The 15504-nt window shown below is 70.1% G+C and carries 16 protein-coding genes; 7 read left to right on the forward strand and 9 right to left on the reverse strand.

What is annotated here, in order from left to right; genetic code table 11:
* Window positions 1-27 precede the first annotated feature (27 nt).
* Both ubiH and DSC_RS04375 read left to right on the forward strand, forming a co-directional pair.
* Window positions 28-1236 carry a 2-octaprenyl-6-methoxyphenyl hydroxylase gene (ubiH, locus tag DSC_RS04370; RefSeq protein ID WP_043290401.1) on the forward strand — a complete coding sequence of 403 codons (1209 nt, stop codon included), beginning with the start codon at window positions 28-30 and terminating at the stop codon, window positions 1234-1236.
* Complete coding sequence (locus DSC_RS04375) at window positions 1233-2411, forward strand: UbiH/UbiF family hydroxylase (protein WP_043290947.1); 1179 nt, start codon at window positions 1233-1235, stop codon at window positions 2409-2411. Before ubiH ends, DSC_RS04375 begins: the two co-directional genes overlap by 4 nt.
* Before the next feature lie 299 nt (window positions 2412-2710).
* On the opposite strand, the gene DSC_RS04380 is transcribed toward DSC_RS04375, so the two are convergent.
* The 7 genes from DSC_RS04380 to DSC_RS04405 form a co-directional block, all read right to left on the reverse strand.
* Window positions 2711-3430, reverse strand: a complete 720-nt coding sequence (locus DSC_RS04380; protein WP_014159924.1) for a hypothetical protein — start codon at window positions 3428-3430, stop codon at window positions 2711-2713.
* A gap of 145 nt (window positions 3431-3575) precedes the next feature.
* Complete coding sequence (locus DSC_RS15975) at window positions 3576-3830, reverse strand: BrnA antitoxin family protein (RefSeq protein ID WP_014159925.1); 255 nt, start codon at window positions 3828-3830, stop codon at window positions 3576-3578.
* A 71-nt stretch (window positions 3831-3901) separates the two neighbouring features.
* On the reverse strand, window positions 3902-4009 hold the full coding sequence (locus tag DSC_RS17620) for a BrnT family toxin (protein ID WP_014159926.1): 108 nt from the start codon (window positions 4007-4009) through the stop codon (window positions 3902-3904).
* Window positions 4010-4082: 73 nt separating this feature from the next.
* Complete coding sequence (rlmM, locus tag DSC_RS04390; RefSeq protein ID WP_014159927.1) at window positions 4083-5150, reverse strand: 23S rRNA (cytidine(2498)-2'-O)-methyltransferase RlmM; 1068 nt, start codon at window positions 5148-5150, stop codon at window positions 4083-4085.
* Between the two features lie 8 nt (window positions 5151-5158).
* Window positions 5159-5722, reverse strand: a complete 564-nt coding sequence (locus tag DSC_RS04395; RefSeq protein WP_014159928.1) for a nucleoside deaminase — start codon at window positions 5720-5722, stop codon at window positions 5159-5161.
* On the reverse strand, window positions 5722-6201 hold the full coding sequence (locus DSC_RS04400) for a hypothetical protein (RefSeq protein ID WP_014159929.1): 480 nt from the start codon (window positions 6199-6201) through the stop codon (window positions 5722-5724). The genes DSC_RS04395 and DSC_RS04400 overlap by 1 nt, the downstream gene beginning before the upstream one ends.
* Window positions 6201-7979: a glutamine--tRNA ligase/YqeY domain fusion protein gene (locus DSC_RS04405; protein ID WP_014159930.1), complete on the reverse strand. Its 1779-nt coding sequence runs from the start codon at window positions 7977-7979 to the stop codon at window positions 6201-6203. Before DSC_RS04405 ends, DSC_RS04400 begins: the two co-directional genes overlap by 1 nt.
* 269 nt (window positions 7980-8248) lie before the next feature.
* On the opposite strand from DSC_RS04405, the gene DSC_RS04410 reads away from it, so the two are divergent.
* The 5 genes from DSC_RS04410 to DSC_RS04430 all read left to right on the forward strand — a co-directional run bounded on the left by DSC_RS04410 (window position 8249) and on the right by DSC_RS04430 (window position 11537).
* Complete coding sequence (locus DSC_RS04410) at window positions 8249-8515, forward strand: putative signal transducing protein (protein WP_014159931.1); 267 nt, start codon at window positions 8249-8251, stop codon at window positions 8513-8515.
* Window positions 8516-8544: 29 nt separating this feature from the next.
* Window positions 8545-9216, forward strand: a complete 672-nt coding sequence (msrA, locus tag DSC_RS04415; protein ID WP_014159932.1) for a peptide-methionine (S)-S-oxide reductase MsrA — start codon at window positions 8545-8547, stop codon at window positions 9214-9216.
* 100 nt (window positions 9217-9316) lie between these two features.
* Window positions 9317-9883: a YqgE/AlgH family protein gene (locus DSC_RS04420; RefSeq protein WP_014159933.1), complete on the forward strand. Its 567-nt coding sequence runs from the start codon at window positions 9317-9319 to the stop codon at window positions 9881-9883.
* Window positions 9884-9974: 91 nt separating this feature from the next.
* Window positions 9975-10424 carry a Holliday junction resolvase RuvX gene (gene ruvX / locus DSC_RS04425; protein ID WP_014159934.1) on the forward strand — a complete coding sequence of 150 codons (450 nt, stop codon included), beginning with the start codon at window positions 9975-9977 and terminating at the stop codon, window positions 10422-10424.
* Window positions 10425-10595: 171 nt separating this feature from the next.
* Entirely contained in the window at window positions 10596-11537 is a 942-nt protein-coding gene (locus DSC_RS04430; RefSeq protein ID WP_014159935.1) for an aspartate carbamoyltransferase catalytic subunit, read from the forward strand.
* Between the two features lie 145 nt (window positions 11538-11682).
* On the opposite strand, the gene DSC_RS16830 is transcribed toward DSC_RS04430, so the two are convergent.
* A complete protein-coding gene (locus DSC_RS16830) occupies window positions 11683-11853 on the reverse strand; it encodes a hypothetical protein (protein WP_158308224.1) in 171 nt (56 codons plus the stop codon).
* A 488-nt stretch (window positions 11854-12341) separates the two neighbouring features.
* Complete coding sequence (locus DSC_RS04440) at window positions 12342-15416, reverse strand: ligand-binding sensor domain-containing diguanylate cyclase (RefSeq protein WP_158308225.1); 3075 nt, start codon at window positions 15414-15416, stop codon at window positions 12342-12344.
* Window positions 15417-15504: the final 88 nt, after the last annotated feature.

The raw sequence follows: 15504 nt of genomic DNA on the forward strand, positions 1-15504 counted from the left end.
CATGGCCCTGGCCGTATCATGGCGGCCATGAGTGCACGACATGATGTGGTGATCGTCGGCGGCGGCCTGGTCGGGGCCAGCCTGGCGATCGCGCTGGACCGGCTGGGGCGCGATGTCGCCCTGATCGAAGCCACCCCGCCGGGCCAGGTGCCGGCGGTGTTCGACCAGCGCAACCTGAGTTTGGCCGCGGCCACGGTCAACGCCCTGACCGCGCTGGGGGTGCTGCAGCGGTTGCAGGCCCCGACCGGGCCGATCCGCCGGATCCACGTCAGCCGCGCCGGCGATTTCGGGCGGGTGCTGCTGCGGGCCAGCGACTACGGGCGCAGCGAATTCGGCCAGGTGGTGGTGGCGCGCGATTTCGGCGTGGCGCTGGAAGCGGCGCTGGCCGATTGCCGGCACCTGACCCGCTACCGGCCGGCGAGCTTCCTGGGCCTGGCCCATGATCGCGACGGCCTGCGCCAGGTCCGCATCGACAGCGGCGCCGGAGAAATCGAACTGACTACGCCGCTGCTGGTCGGCGCCGATGGCAGCCACAGCGCGGTGCGTGCGGCGCTGGGAATCGGGGCGCAGCGCCACGACTACGGCCAGCGCCTGTTGGTCGCCCGCGTGCGCACCGCGCGCGCGCCCGACGGGACGGCCTGGGAGCGTCTGGGCCAGGCTGGCCCGACCGCGCTGCTGCCGCGCGGCGACCGCCACCACGGCCTGGTCCACGGCGTGCCCGAGGCCCGGGCCGATGCCATGGCTGCGCTGGATGAAGCGGCCTGGCTGGCCCATGCGCAGGCCGCCTTCGGCTGGCGTGCCGGCAGGTTCCTGGCCAGCGGTCCGCGCAGCACCTATCCGATCGTCAAGGTCCTGGCCGAACGGGTGATCGCCCCGCGCGCGCTGCTGCTGGGCAATGCCGCCCAGACCCTGCATCCGCTGGGCGCGCAGGGCTTCAACCTGGGTCTGCGCGATGCGCTGACCCTGGCCGAGCTGATCGCCGCGGCCGGAGACCCGGGCAGCGATGCACTGCTGGCCGAGTACCTGCAACGGCGCGCGCCCGATCGCCAGCGCACGCTGCGCTTTTCCGATGGCCTGGCGCGCCTGACCAGCAACAACGCACCGCTGCTGCGGCCGCTGCGCAGTGTCGGCCTGCTGGCCGCCGGCAACCTGCCGGCGCTGCAGTCGATGCTGGTCGGCGGGGCGATGGGGTTTGCCGGCGATGTCCCGGCGCTGTGCCGGCAGGTGGCCGCGTGAACCGCCGCGGGCGCAGCGATGTGATCGTGGTCGGCGGCGGGGTGGTCGGCGCGACCTGCGCATTGGCCCTGGCCGGGCGGGACCTGGAGGTGGTGCTGGTCGAAGGCCAGGCGCCCGCGCCGTGGTCGGCCCAGCAGCCGGACCTGCGGGTCTATGCCTTCGCCCCGGACAACGCCGCGCTGCTGGCGCAGCTGGGCGTGTGGCAAGCGGTGCGCGATGCGCGCGCGCAGGCCTATCGCCGCATGCGCGTGTGGGATGCGGCCGGCGGCGGCGAGTTGTGCTTCGACGCCGACCGCCTGGGCCGCAGCCATCTGGGCTGGATCGTCGAGCACGCGCTGCTGGCCGATCGGCTGTGGGCGGCCTTGCCGGCAGCGGGCGTGCAGGTGCGTTGCCCGGCGCGCGTGGAGGCGATGGAACAGGACGCCAGCGGCGTGCGCCTGCGCCTGGACGACGGCACGCGGCTGGATGCGCGGCTGGTGGTGGCTGCTGACGGCGCGGCTTCCACCGTGCGCCAGCTTGCCGGCCTGCCGGTGCACGGCCACGACTACGCCCAGCGCGGGCTGGTCGGCTACCTGCGCAGCGAACGCCCGCATGAAGACACCGCCTGGCAGCGCTTCCTGCCGAGCGGCCCGCTGGCGGTGCTGCCGTGCACCGCGGGGCGCAGTTCGATCGTGTGGACCTTGCCCAATGCCGAAGCCGCGCGCGTGCTGGCGCTGGACGATGCGGCGTTCTCGCGCGAACTCACCACCGCCTTTGGTGCGCGCCTGGGACAACTGCAGATCGACTCTCCGCGCGCCGCATTCCCGCTGAAACTGCAGCTGGCCCGGCAGTACGTGGAGGGCCGGGTCCTCGCCATTGGCGATGCCGCGCATGTGGTCCATCCGCTGGCCGGGCAGGGCGTCAACCTGGGCCTGCGCGATGTGGCAGGCCTGCGCCAGCTGGTGGCCGACGCGCAGGCGCGGCGCGCCGAGTGGGACACCCCGCACCGCCTGCAGCGCTGGGCGCGCACCCGCCGCAGCGAGAACACCGTGGCCGCCTACACCTTCGATGGCATCAACACGCTGTTCTCCAACGACGAACTGCACACCACGCTGGCGCGCGGCCCGCTGCTGGGACTGGCGGGCAAGCTGCCACCCCTGACCAACCTGCTGTGGCGCAGGGCCGCCGGCCCGTAGGAGCACCGCAGGGGCGCGAGGGGCTTTCCCGGCAAGGCCCCCTCGCGCCCATGGGCCCTACGGCCGCATCGCTGGGATTTTGCCCCCTCTCCCCCGCTCGCGGGGGAGAGGGTCGGGGTGAGGGGGACAGAGGTGACGGCCATGCCAACGACGACACATCAACGTCCCGGAGCCGGCTGCGGTTTGCTGGGCTTCAAAGCAAAAACCCCCCTCACCCCCTCAGCCGCTGGCCGCGACTTCCAGCTCTCCCCCGCAAGCGGGAGAGAGGGAGCCCCGAACGCTCGAGAAGACAGTTGCTCCTACGGCAGGAACGGGAACACGATCTTCAACAACCCCTTCAACCCACCCTCGGCGGTGGAGGCGATCGCCTTGGCGCCCAGGCTGTTGAGCGCGTTGCGTGCGTCTTCCCAGCGCAGCCGGGTGAGGTCCTTCTGCAGCAGGTCGGCCACTTCGCTGGCCGCGGGCTGGAGCTTTTTCAGTTCGCGGGTGATGGCCGCCGGATCGGGCTGCAGGTAGCCCCACTTCTCGGCGATCCTGAGCAGGGTGTCGAAGCGCACCGCCACCACCTCGCGGTTGCGCTCGTAGACCGGCAGCGCGCCCACTTCCAGGATCGCCTGCTCGAACTGCTGGGCATCGTCGGGATGCTCGACACGGATGGCCAGGAAGCCCTCCTTCCTGGCTCGCTCGCTCACGTGCTTGGCCCCGGCACGCAGGTTGTCCTCGGTCAGCACCGTGGCCACGATCCGCTGCAGGGCGGCATCGGATTGCTCCGGCACCAGCGCCCGCCAGCGCGCATAGCCGTCGCGGCGCAGGCTCCTGACCCGCGCGGGGGTGATCCGCAGTTGCAAGGCGACGGCGGCGTTGGAGCTGCCGCGGGAAATGGCCCCGTCGCGCTCCAGCAGGACAAAGGTCAGCAGTTCCAGGTCGCGCTTGTTGAGCGAGCCGAAGCCCTGCATCAGCGACAGGCGCAGGAACGCCTCGGCGAACCCGGCCGGGTCCTTCAGTTCGATCGGTGACATGGCATCCCTCCTGAGGATGGGCAGGATGCCATGCCGCCGTCACGCCGCCTGAGACCCGGCGCGCCGCAAGCGCGCGCAGGCGGTGGGCGGGGATGCAATCCTTCGTCCGGCAGCCAAGCGCCGGATCACGCTGCAACGCCTTGGGTCAGGGAGCGTTCTTCTCCAGTGCCTCAGCCATGCGTGTTTGCCAGCCGGGACCCGTGGCCTTCCAGCGCGCAATGATCTGCGGGGGCAAGCGCAAAGACAGAAGCTGGCGAGGGTTGGCCAACTTGGGGCGACCACGCCGCACGAGCTTGTCACCGTGGTAAAGATCGGCGCCGGCAATCCAAGCCTCTGTGATCTCTGGCAAGGCGTCGGGATCAGGCGAAGTGGGGGCGGAGTTTTTTTGCTTCACGTTCATGGCAGTGCCTCATGCTGATGATGCGCCTTGCGGCGCCGCGCGGCGTCCATGCGAAAACGACAAGTCGAGCGTCAAAGCCAACCGGCGGTGATGAAGCGCGGCTCGCCATAGTCCTGGCGATCGTCCGCGCGAGTGAAATGCTGGCCGGCGAAGATGTCCTTGGCGCGGAGCAGGTCCAAGCCATGCTCCTGTAGCGTCAGGCGGCGTTTGGCGGGGGTCGCATGTGATGCGGACGAATTAAATGTAGCTACGTCAAATGTCCCTCTCAAGCTGCGAGGGACTGTAGTTGCTGGCGAACACGGTGATCTCTTCGCGGTCATGGTAGAGCTGCTTGGCGCGCATGGTGCGCAGTGCGCCGGACTGCTCTTGCAGGAGCCCCAGGCAAAGCGTGGTTTCGTCCCAGCGCTTTTTCATCGGCAGCTTGAGGTTGAAGATGGTGTGGCGGCACCAGCCTTCGCGCAGCCAAGTGGCCATGCGCTCGACCACGCGGCGGGGCTGTTCGACCATGTCGCAGACCATCCAGTCCAGTGGCTGGGCCGGCTGCCAGCGAAAGCCATCGGCGCGCAGGTGCTCGACCAGGCCGCTGTCCAGCACGTGCTGGCGCAGCGGGCCGTTGTCCACGCTGGTCACACGCAGGTGCTGGCGGGTCAGCACCCAGGTCCAGCCGCCCGGCGCGGCGCCCAGGTCGGCCGCGCGCATGCCGGCGCGCAGCAGCTGCTCGCGTTCGTCCGGGCGCAGCAGGGTCAGGATGGCTTCTTCCAGCTTCAGCGCCGAACGCGATGGCGCCTCGGGCAGCAGGCGCAGGCGCGGGATGCCCAGCGGCCACGGCGCGGCGTCGCAGGGCTGGGCGAGCCCCAGAAACGCGTGGTCGCCGTGGACGAAAAGCACGTGCAGGCGCGGCAGGCGCGGATCTTCCTTCGGGCTCAGCAGGCCGGCCTTGCGCAGCGCCGGACGCAACGCGTTGCCGAAGCTGCGCGCCAGCCCGGCCAGCGGCTTGGCCGCGTCCGAATCGGGATGCTCCACCCACACATCGCCAAAGTGCGGCGCGCCGGCCAGCGCGGCCAGCATCGGCGTGATCCGGTCGGCCGGATCCAGCCCGCGCAGCTCGGCGATCAGGGCCAGCCTCTGCCGGGCGAACACCAGCTGCTGCCAGGGCAGGGCCGCAGGCAGTGCCTGGTCCTCGCAGGCGAAGACCACATAGCCGTCATTGCGTTGGGTGCGCGCGTAACCGGCAAAGCCGGCATCGGCGGCGCGCTGGGTCAGTTCGGCCGCCAGTTCCGGTTCGAAGCCCTGGCGGCAATAGGCCAGCACGCCTTGCACGGCAACGTTCAATACCTGGCGCCGCCGCGCTGGCCATAGGCGGCCAGCACGGCGCAGGCCGCCTGGCGATGCAGGTCGCGCACGACCTCGATGCCACGCTTGCCCAGCTCACCCACCCAGTCGGCCGGCAGCGGGCCTTCGTCGAATTCGGTCAGCGCTTCCACGTCTCCGGCGCGCGCGCCGATCAGCAGCCGGTCCACGCCGGCCCATACGGTGGCACCGTAGCACTGGCAGCACGGCTGGGCCGAAGTGGCCAGGGTCACCGGGCTGGCCAGGACCGCGTTGAGGCGGTAGGTCTGCAGGCGCTGCTGGGCCAGCATGTAGGCCATGTTCTCGGCGTGGGCCAGCGAGGTGTTCTGCGGGACCACGCGATTGACGCCCAGCGAGAGGATGCGATCGTCCGGGCCGAACACCGCCGCGCCGAACGGGCCGCCGCTGCCGTGTTCGACATTCAGCCGCGCCAGTTCGATGGCCAGCGCGACCTTGGCCGCGTCGCCGGGAAACTGCGCGTCGGCGTCCACCACATCGTGGATCCAGGCCGGCAGGGTGAGGTGGACCTGGGCGTAGAGCATCAGCGGACCGGGGCCGGCGCGGCGGCCGGATCGTGGGAAGGGGCCGGGCCGTCTTCGGCCGGCACGCAGGTGCCGGCCTGGCACTGGCAGGCGCTGATCGGGCGGAAGCCGCAGATGCCCACCCGGCCGCTGGCCCGGCATTGGGCCTGGACCGCGGCCGGATCGGTGGGACTGTCGGCGTTGACGCAGGCTGGCAGTTCGCCGCAGCAGCTGCCGACGTTCTTGACCACGCACTGGGCGTCGCTCGTGCAGCTGGTATCGACCTTGACGGGCGTGGCCCCGGCCGGCGCGGGTGCGGTGGTGACCGGCTGCGCGATCAGCGTCCCGGTGGCTGATGCGGGCGCCGGGTTGGCCGCCGCTGCGGGCGCGCGGGTATCGGACGGCGCTGCCTGGGTGGTGGCGGTGGTGGCAGGCGCGGCGCAGCCGGCGATCAAGGCGATGCCCGCCAGCAGCGCGAACAGGGCCGGGCGCAGGCGCATCAGGCCTGGGCCGCCCAGGTGTCGCGCAGGGTCACGCTGCGGTTGAACACCGGCCTGTCGGCCGTATGGTCGCGGCGGTCGGCGACGAAGTAACCGGTGCGTTCGAACTGGAACGACTGCTCCGGCGCGGCCAGGGCCGCGGCCGGTTCGACATAACCGGTCACCACCCGCCTGGAATCCGGATTGAGGTAATCGCGGTAGCTCTTGCCTTCGCTTTCATCGTCCGGCCTGGGCACCGAAAACAGCCGGTCGAACAGGCGGATTTCCGCAGCCACCCCGCCGGTCGCGCTGACCCAGTGGATGGTGCCCTTGACCTTGCGGTTGGCCCCGCTCATGCCCGGGCGCGAGTCCGGATCCAGCCAGCCGCGCAGTTCGGTGATGGTGCCGTTGGTGTCCTTGATCACTTCATCGCAGCGGATGATGCCGGCCCCGCGCAGGCGCACCTCGCCGCCCGGCACCAGGCGCTTGAAGCCCTTGGGCGGGAGCTCGGCGAAGTCCTCGCGCTCGATCCACAGTTCGCGCGAGAACGGGATCTGGCGGGTGCCCTGGGTTTCATCCTTGGGATGATTGGAAAAGGTCAGGGTTTCCTCATGACCTTCCGGCAGATTGGTCAGCACCAGCCTGAGCGGGTCGACCACCGCCATGCGCCGCGGCGCGCTGGCATCCAGATCCTCGCGCAGGCAGCCTTCCAGCACCGAGAAATCGATCACCGAGTTCTGCTTGGAGATGCCGACCCGGTCCACCAGCAGGCGCAGGGAGGCCGGGGTATAGCCGCGCCGGCGCAGGCCCTGCAGGGTGTACATGCGCGGGTCGTCCCAGCCCTCGACCAGGCCCTCGAGCACCAGCTGGGTCAGCTTGCGCTTGCTCATCACGGTGAAGTTGATGTTGAGCCGCGAGAACTCGATCTGGCGCGGCCGGGCCGCCTCGAGCGGCAGGCCCTTGTCCAGCAGCGGCTGCAGCAGCGCCGGATGGCCGGCCAGGTCGACCTTGTCCACGCACCAGTCGTACAGCGGGCGGTGGTCCTCGAATTCCAGCGTGCACAGCGAATGGGTGATGCCTTCGATCGCGTCGGACAGCGCATGGGCGAAGTCGTACATCGGATAGATCGGCCAGGCATTGCCGGTGTTCTGGTGCTCGACGTGCTTGATCCGGTACAGCGCCGGATCGCGCAGGTTGATGTTGCCGCTGGCCATGTCGATCCTGGCGCGCAGGGTGCGGGCGCCATCGGGGAACTCGCCGGCGCGCATGCGGCGCAGCAGGTCCAGGTTCTCTGCCGGGCTGCGGTCGCGCCAGGGCGAGTTGCGGCCGGGCTCGGTCAGGGTGCCGCGGTACTGGCGCACCTGCTCGGCCGACAGGTCGCAGACGAAGGCATCGCCCTGCTGGACGAGTTTTTCAGCGGCCAGGTACAGCACCTCGAAGTAGTCCGAGGCATGGCGCAGGTTGGCCCAGTCAAAGCCCAGCCAGCGCACGTCGTCCTGGATGGCGGCGACGAACTCGGGGTCTTCCTTGGCCGGATTGGTGTCGTCCAGGCGCAGGTTGCAGGCCCCGCCGAACTCGGCGGCGATGCCGAAATCCAGGCAGATCGCCTTGGCGTGGCCGATGTGCAGATAACCGTTGGGCTCGGGTGGAAAGCGCGTGCGCACGCTGCGGTGCCGGCCCTGGGCCAGGTCCTCGCGCACGATCTGGCGGATGAAGTCCCTTTTTTCCGGCGACGCCGAGGCGCCGTCGAGGCGTTTTTCCGGGGCCGAATCGGCGGGAACAGCAGGGGTTTGGGACATGATCGGGCAGGCAACTTGGATAATCGGCAAGTTTAGCCGATGGCCCCGGTGGCCATGGCCCTCGGTCGCGGCCTTGCCCGGCACGACGCACCCGGGCGCGCTTTTCGCGGCGCCCCGCTCAGCGACCAGCCAGGCCAGGTGGGAGCCGCCATGGCGGCGATGAGGCTTGACCGACAGAGCCCTTCGCCGCCATGGCCGCTCCCACGCCCTGCACGTGCGTGCGCGTATGCTCACCGCACCTCGTTTCCCCCCGGCCACAGGAGCCTTCCATGCAAGTCGCCTATCGCGCCGACAACCTGTTCGACGCCCACCTGGCCAGGCACGCGCTGGAAGACGCCGGCATCCCGGCGTTCGTGTTTGGCGAATCGCTGCTGGGCGCCGGCGGCGAGCTGCCGCTGTTCGGCGTGCTGCGGGTCTGCGTGCCCGATGTGGCGCTCCCGGACGCGCGCGCGGCGCTGCAGGCCAGCGGCTTGCTGGACGGCCCGCAAGACCCCACTTTCGACGGACTGCCCGAGGCGGGCCTGTTGCCCGCCTGAAGGCGTTCCTTCCCCTCCGGAGGTTTCCCATGTTCGAAACACTCAGCAACCGTCTGGGCATCGGCGCGTTCAAGCAGCGCCTGCCGCGCGCAGACGAAGCCCTGCCCGGGCGCGCCCAGCCGCTGCCGCTGCACAACGTGCATTTCGTCAATGGCCATCCGCTGCGGGGCGAGTTTCCCGGCATGGAGATCCTGGGCCTGGGCATGGGCTGCTTCTGGGGCGCCGAGCGCAAGTTCTGGCAGCTGCCGGGCGTGTACACCACCGCGGTCGGCTACCAGGGCGGCATCACCCCCAACCCGACCTACGAGGAAAGCTGCACCGGCATGACCGGCCACGCCGAAGTGGTGCGGGTGGTGTTCGACCCGGCCAAGGTCTCGCGCGAGCAGATCCTGCGCACCTTCTGGGAAAACCATGACCCCACCCAGGGCATGGGCCAGGGCAACGACCGAGGCACCGAGTACCGTTCGGCGATCTACTGCCAAACCCAAGACCAGTACCAGGCCGCCATCGCCAGCCGCCAGGCCTACCAGCAGCGCCTGCGCGAGGCCGGCTATGGCCCGATCACCACCGAGATCGTCTACCCGGCACCGCCGTTCTACTTCGCCGAGGACTATCACCAGCAATACCTGGCCAAGAATCCGAATGGCTACTGCGGCCTGGGCGGCACCGGGGTGAGCTGCCCGATCGGGCTGGAGGCGTAAGCGCCTGAATCGCGCACCGGCCGGCTGCAGGCGTTGCACGCACCGGCAAAACCTGAACATCCCGACGCGGTGGGGCGCCACGCTCGGCTAGAATGTCCCCATGCCCGCGCTGTCCGACAACCTGGCCAACCAGCTGCTGATCGCGCTGCCCGCGCTGGACGATCCGCGTTTTTCGCGCAGCGTGGCGCTGATCTGCCAGCACGACGACGATGGCGCCATGGGCGTGGTGGTCAACCGCGCCTCGGAGTACACCCTGGGCGAAGTGCTGCACCAGATGCAGCTGGACACCGACGATGAGGCCCTGCGCAACCGCGTGGTGCTGTATGGCGGCCCGGTCCATCCCGAGCGCGGCTTCGTCCTGCATGACGGTGCGCGCGAGTGGGATTCGACCCTGCAGATCAGCGATGACCTGTACCTGACCACCTCGCGCGACATCCTGGAAGCCATGGCCCGCGGCCAAGGCCCGGACAACGCACTGGTGGCACTGGGGTGCGCCGGCTGGGGCGCGGGTCAGCTGGAATTCGAACTGGGCGAGAACAGCTGGCTGACCGCGCCGGCCGATGGCGAGCTGCTGTTCGCCACGCCGCTGGACCAGCGCTGGCAGGCCGCCGCCGGCCGGATCGGCGTGGACATGACCCGCATGACGGACTACAGCGGGCACGCGTGATGCTTCGGGCCAGGAATGCCTTCCTCGCCCGCGCCTGGCGCTCCTGGCAGACAGCGCATTCGGTTCCTTCCCTGCTCGCTGGCGCGGCTGCATGAGGCTGGACGGCACCGTGCTGGGTTTCGACGTGGGCTCGCGCCGGATCGGTGTGGCGGTGGGCAGCGCCTTTGGCACCGGCGCGCGCGCCCTGGCCGTGGTCGATGTGCATCCCGGCGGCCCGGACTGGGCCGCGCTGGACAGGCTGCGCGCCGAATGGAAGCCCGACGGCCTGGTGGTCGGCGACCCGCTAACCCTGGACGGCGGCGACCAGCCTGTGCGCAAGCGCGCCCAGGCCTTCGCCCGCGAACTGCGCCTGCGCTACAGGCTGCCGGTGGTCCTGGTGGACGAGCGTTCCAGCTCGGTCGAAGCCGCCCAGCGTTTCGCCGTGGACCGCGCCCAGGGCCGCAGGCGCAAGCGCGATGCGGCCGCGCTGGACGCGGTGGCCGCGGCGGTGATCGTCGAGCGCTGGCTCGCGGCCCCGCATGAGGCCACGCATGTCGAGTGAGCTGTTGCCTTTTCCCCACGGGAGAAGGCGGCGCGTGGAGACGGGTGCGGGTTGGTCGAAACCTGTTTCCACCGGCTCGCGGTCGTCCAGCAACATTCCCTGTTCCCACCATGCCAACCCCGCGCGCCTGTCGCCCCGTGGCGCCGCCCCTGGCCCCACCACGAGCACCCCATGACCCAACTGGATTCCGATGGCCGCCTGCTGCACCTGCTGACCCTGGAGGGCCTGCCCAGGCAAACGCTCTGCCGCATCCTCGATCGCGCCGGTGCCATCCGCGACACCGCGCTGGGCCGCACCCAGAAGCGCGACACGCTGGTCGGGCGCACGGTGTGCACGCTGTTCTTCGAACCTTCTACGCGCACGCGCAGCTCGTTCCAGATCGCCGCCCAGCGCCTGGGCGCGGACCTGATCAACTTCGACGCTTCCACCTCGTCGGCGCGCAAGGGCGAGACCGCGCTGGACACGTTGCGCAACCTGGAAGCGATGGGCGTGCGCGGGTTCATCGTGCGCCACCCCGAGGACGGCGCGGCGCAGATGCTGGCCCGGCACGCGCATGAAGGCACCGCCGTCATCAACGCCGGCGACGGCCGCGCCTCGCATCCCACCCAGGGCCTGCTGGACATGCTGTCCATCCGCCAGGCCAAGGGCCCGGATTTCTCCATGCGCAAGATCGTGATGGTGGGCGACATCAAGCATTCGCGCGTAGCCCGCTCGGACCTGCAGGCGCTGCGCACGCTGGGCGCCACCGACATCACCCTGTGCGCGCCGGACAACCTGCTGCCGGAGCCAGCCGTCAGCGCCGGCTGCAGGACCACCGGCGATTTCGACGCCGCGCTGCAGGGCGCCGACGTGCTGATGATGCTGCGCCTGCAGCGCGAGCGCATGGAAGAAGGCCTGGTGACCTCGCTGGAGGACTACCACCGCCACTACGGCCTGACCGCCGCACGCCTGAAGCAGGCCGCGCCCGATGCAGTGGTACTGCATCCGGGGCCGATCAACCGTGGCGTGGAGATCACCGACGAGGTGGCCGACGGGCCGCAGTCGCTGGTGCTGCGGCAGGTGGGCAACGGGGTGGCGATCCGGATGGCGGTGCTGGAGATGTTGCTGGGTTGAGCAGACCTGCGCCCCAATTTTGCGGTGCAAGCCTTCGCAGATGCGCCGGCGCCATGGCGGTGCATCGGCGGGAGCAAGCTGGGGCAGTCTGCGGGTCCAGCTGCAGCAAAGGCCGGCACCGGGCCGGCCTTCCTGGTTGCCGGCCTCAGCCCGTCTTGCGCGGGACGGTCGTGCCGAGTTTCTCGATCTGTCCGCCGGCGCGTTCAAAGGCGTCCAGCTTGTCCTGAAGCACTGCGTGGGCGGCGCGCTTGTCTTCGCGTGGCCGGGTGAAAAGGGCATCCGGTGGCATGGCCTTGGTCGTGCGCAGTGTCGTCATGGGCGTCTCGCGTGGGTGCGGTGCATCAATGCCATCGGCGGCGTCGGCCGGCCGTGAAGGCATGGCCCCGCTGGATGTGGGCCGGGTCTGTCAGCCGTGCACTTTCCGGCCAGGACGGGTGGGGCCAGCGACCGCCTGCACTCAGGGCACTGCGCCCAACGCGGCGACGCCGCGCCGGGCAAAGAAGCAGTGCCAGGGTGTCAGCCGGGCGCCGCCGCGTCCTGGGCCAGCCGACCAGGCTTGCACGGCCGAGCGGATTACTTGCCTTTCTTTTCCTTCTTGGCCTCGCGCTTTTCCTTCAGCGTCTTGGTCGGCTCTTTCTTCTGGTTCTTCTTCTGGTCCATTCCCTTGCTCATGACACCCTCGTAGTTGGCAGGTCGATCGGTCTGGCATCGCCAGGGCCTGGCGCGCGCGTGCACTTTACGCCCAGTCCCCCGATGCGGTGTCAGGGAAATTGAACCAGGCCGTGCGCCGCCGGGTCGTGTGGCTCAGCTCATGCCGCCGGGGCCGCCGGCATCGGGCACATCACCCCCTGCTGGTGCCAGGGGCACGTCGCGGCGGCGCACGCGGTTGCGGCCGTCGCGCTTGGCCTGGTACAGGGCCAGATCGGCGTGGTGCAGCAGGCGGTCGGCTTGCTCTGCGCCGGCCAGCGGCCCGTGGGCGATGCCGGCGCTCAGGGTCACATGCATGAGTTGGGTCTGGCCGGGGACCGCCAGTGCGCAGTCGGCCATCGTCTGGCGGATGCATTCGGCCAGGACCAGGCCGCGCGCCGGATCGTCGCCGGGCACCAGGCAGGCGAATTCCTCCCCGCCATAGCGGGCCATCAGCACGTCGCTGTCGGCGCACTGGCGCAGCACGTCGGCCACGTGGCGCAGGGCCTGGTCGCCGGCCAGATGGCCAAAGCGATCGTTGTAGGCCTTGAAGTGGTCCACATCCATCAGGATCAGCGTGGCCATGGTGGGCACGGCCGGGTGTTCCAGCGCTTCGAGCAGGCGGCGGCGGTTGGGCAGGCCGGTCAGCGCGTCGAGGTAGGACAGTTCCAGCAGGCGCGCGTTGGCGAGGTTGAGCTCGGCCGTGCGCGTGGCGATGTGGGCTTCCAGCGCCGCGCGCTGGGCGCGCAGGTGGCGGGTGCGCAGCAGCACGACCGCATAGACCAGCAGCAGTATCGTCAGTGCGATCACCAGGTGAAACCACAGCGTCTGCCACCACTGTGCGTGCATGACGATGGTGACCAGCACCGGGGTGCTGGCGTTGTTGGCGTGGTCGTGCGCTTCCACGCGCAGCTGGTAACGGCCTGGCGGCAGTGCGTTGAAGGTGCGCGTGGTCTGGTCGCTCCATTGGCTGGGACTGGCGTCGTAGCCGACCAGCTGGGTGCGGAAGCGCGAATCGGCCTCGCGATACCAGGACAGCAGGGCGTAGTCGACCCGGATTTCCCTGGTGCCGGCAGGCACGTCGAGCACCGGCCCGGTGACGCGGCGGCCATCGATTTGCAGGCTGGTGATCTTCAGCGGCTTGGGCTGGGTGTCGCGGACCTCGCGGCTGGGGTCGTACACGGCCAGGCCGCCGAGCGTGCCGGTCCAGAAGCGGTCGTGCGCATCGACCATGTGCACGTAGTTGCATTCCTGGTGGACCATGCCGTCGCGCCGGTTGAAGACCCGGCTGGTGTAGCCGCCGGCAGTCGGCGTGAGCAGCTGCACGCCGTTGTTGGTGCACAGGTACACACGCCCGGCGCTGTCGGCGGCGGGGTTGTAGACGCTGGGATCGGGCGGCGCGGGCAGGGCGTCGGCCAGCATGCGCGGATGGCGCGGGTCGGTGACATCCACACGGCTGACCCCGGCGCTGCTGGTGCCCACCCACAGGATCTGGCGGCCCTGGGCATCGTCGATCTGGGTCAGGCCGATCGCGTTGGTTTCCGGCAGGCCCAGGGTCCTGGCCATCGGATCCCAGCGCTGGCCGTCGAAGCGCGACAGGCCCTGGTTGGTCGCCGCCCACAGCCACGAACGGCCATCGCCATCGATCACCTCGCGCACCCGCATCGCCCGCCACGGTGCGTTGGCATCGGGCGGCGCGAACGTGGTCCAGATTCCGTCGCGCAACCGGTACAGGCCGGTCTCGCGCGTGGCGAACCATTGCTCGCGGCGGCCGTCGTAGGTACGCACCAGGGTGTCGTAGACCATCTCGCCGATGGTCTGCCGCCACGGCGTGTCGATCGGGACGAAGCGCGCATCGTCCGGGCGTCGACGCAGCAGTGCACCACCGCGCAGGCTGACCCAGTAGGTCTTGCGGCCGTCGGCCTCGGTCGTGGCCATGACCGAACCGATGTTGGCGTCCGGCGGCACGCCCTCGGCCTGGGTGAAGTGATGCCACTGGCCGCGTTCGTACAGGGCCAGGCCTTCGCCGGCCGAGCTGACCCACAGCCGCTCGCCGCCGCGGCCGTCAGGCTCGACCAGAAAGCCGAACACGCCCAGCGAATCGAGCCCCATCAGCGAGGCGATCGCCCATGGACTGGCGCCCAGTGCGGTGCGCGAGACGCCCGAGTCGTTGGCCATCCACAGCACGTCCAGGCCGTCCGGGCTGCGCCAGGCGCTGACGGAGCGGATCACCTCCGAGTGCATGCCGTGGCGACGGTTGAACACCTGCAGCGTGTCGTCCTGCACGCGCAGCAGGCCAGCACGGCTGGCCACCCAGATCGCGCGGTTGCCGTCGGCCAGCGCGGTACTGGCCAGGGTATAGAGCACGTTGCTGGGGAAGTCGCCCTGCTGCTGGCTCCAGCGGCGCATGCCGTCGGCGCGCATCCGCCACAGGCCGTTGACGTAGGTGGAGATCCACAATTCCTCGCGCCCATCGTGCATGACCGCCAGCAGGTCCTCGACCTGCATGGCGTCGAGCTGGTGACCCTCCCAGCGATGCCAGTCGGTCTGACCGGCGTCGCGATACCACAGGCCGCGCGCATTGGTGCCCAGCCACTGGCGGCCGGGCGCGCCCAGCTCTTTGGTCTGGGTCATCGAGCGCAGCGGGTCGGCTGGCAGCGAGGCGTTGCCAGGATCCAGCTCCCAGGTGTCGCCGGCCAGGCGGATCAGGCCGCGGTCCCAGGTCAGTGCCCACAAGGTGTGGGCGCCGCTGGCATCGATCGTTTCGGCAAAGCGCTTGATCTGGTTGGACGGCAGCCCGGTCTCGGTGCTGGCGGGGTGCCAGCGCACGCCGTCGTAGCGGGCCAGGCCGGCCTTGCGAAAGGCGACCCACAGCGTGCCGGCGTGGTCAACGAAGACGTGGGTGGCCGAGTGCGCCACGGCCGGATCATCGCTGGCCAGCCAGCGATGGCCGTCGTAGCGATACACGCCGACGGGCGTGGCGCCCCACACGAAACCTTCGCGATCCACGCAGGTGGACATCACCCCGGCGTCGGGCAGGCCATCGCGGTCGGTGAAGTTGGTGAACGCCGGGGCGCCCAGGTCCATCAGGTCCAGCGGGCGCGGCTGACCGTCGGCGCCGGCCGGTGCCTGCGCGAACGCAGGGACGGCAAGGCACAGCAGCATTCCGAGCAATCCACCGAGTCTGGACATGGCGTTCTGATCCCCTGCCCGGGAGTATGCCGGAATGGCGCAGGGGGGCGCCAAGGGCCGCGCCATCGGCAACCGGGTCATTTTCCCA

Source organism: Pseudoxanthomonas spadix BD-a59, assembly GCF_000233915.3.
In the GTDB taxonomy this organism is placed as follows: domain Bacteria; phylum Pseudomonadota; class Gammaproteobacteria; order Xanthomonadales; family Xanthomonadaceae; genus Pseudoxanthomonas_A; species Pseudoxanthomonas_A spadix.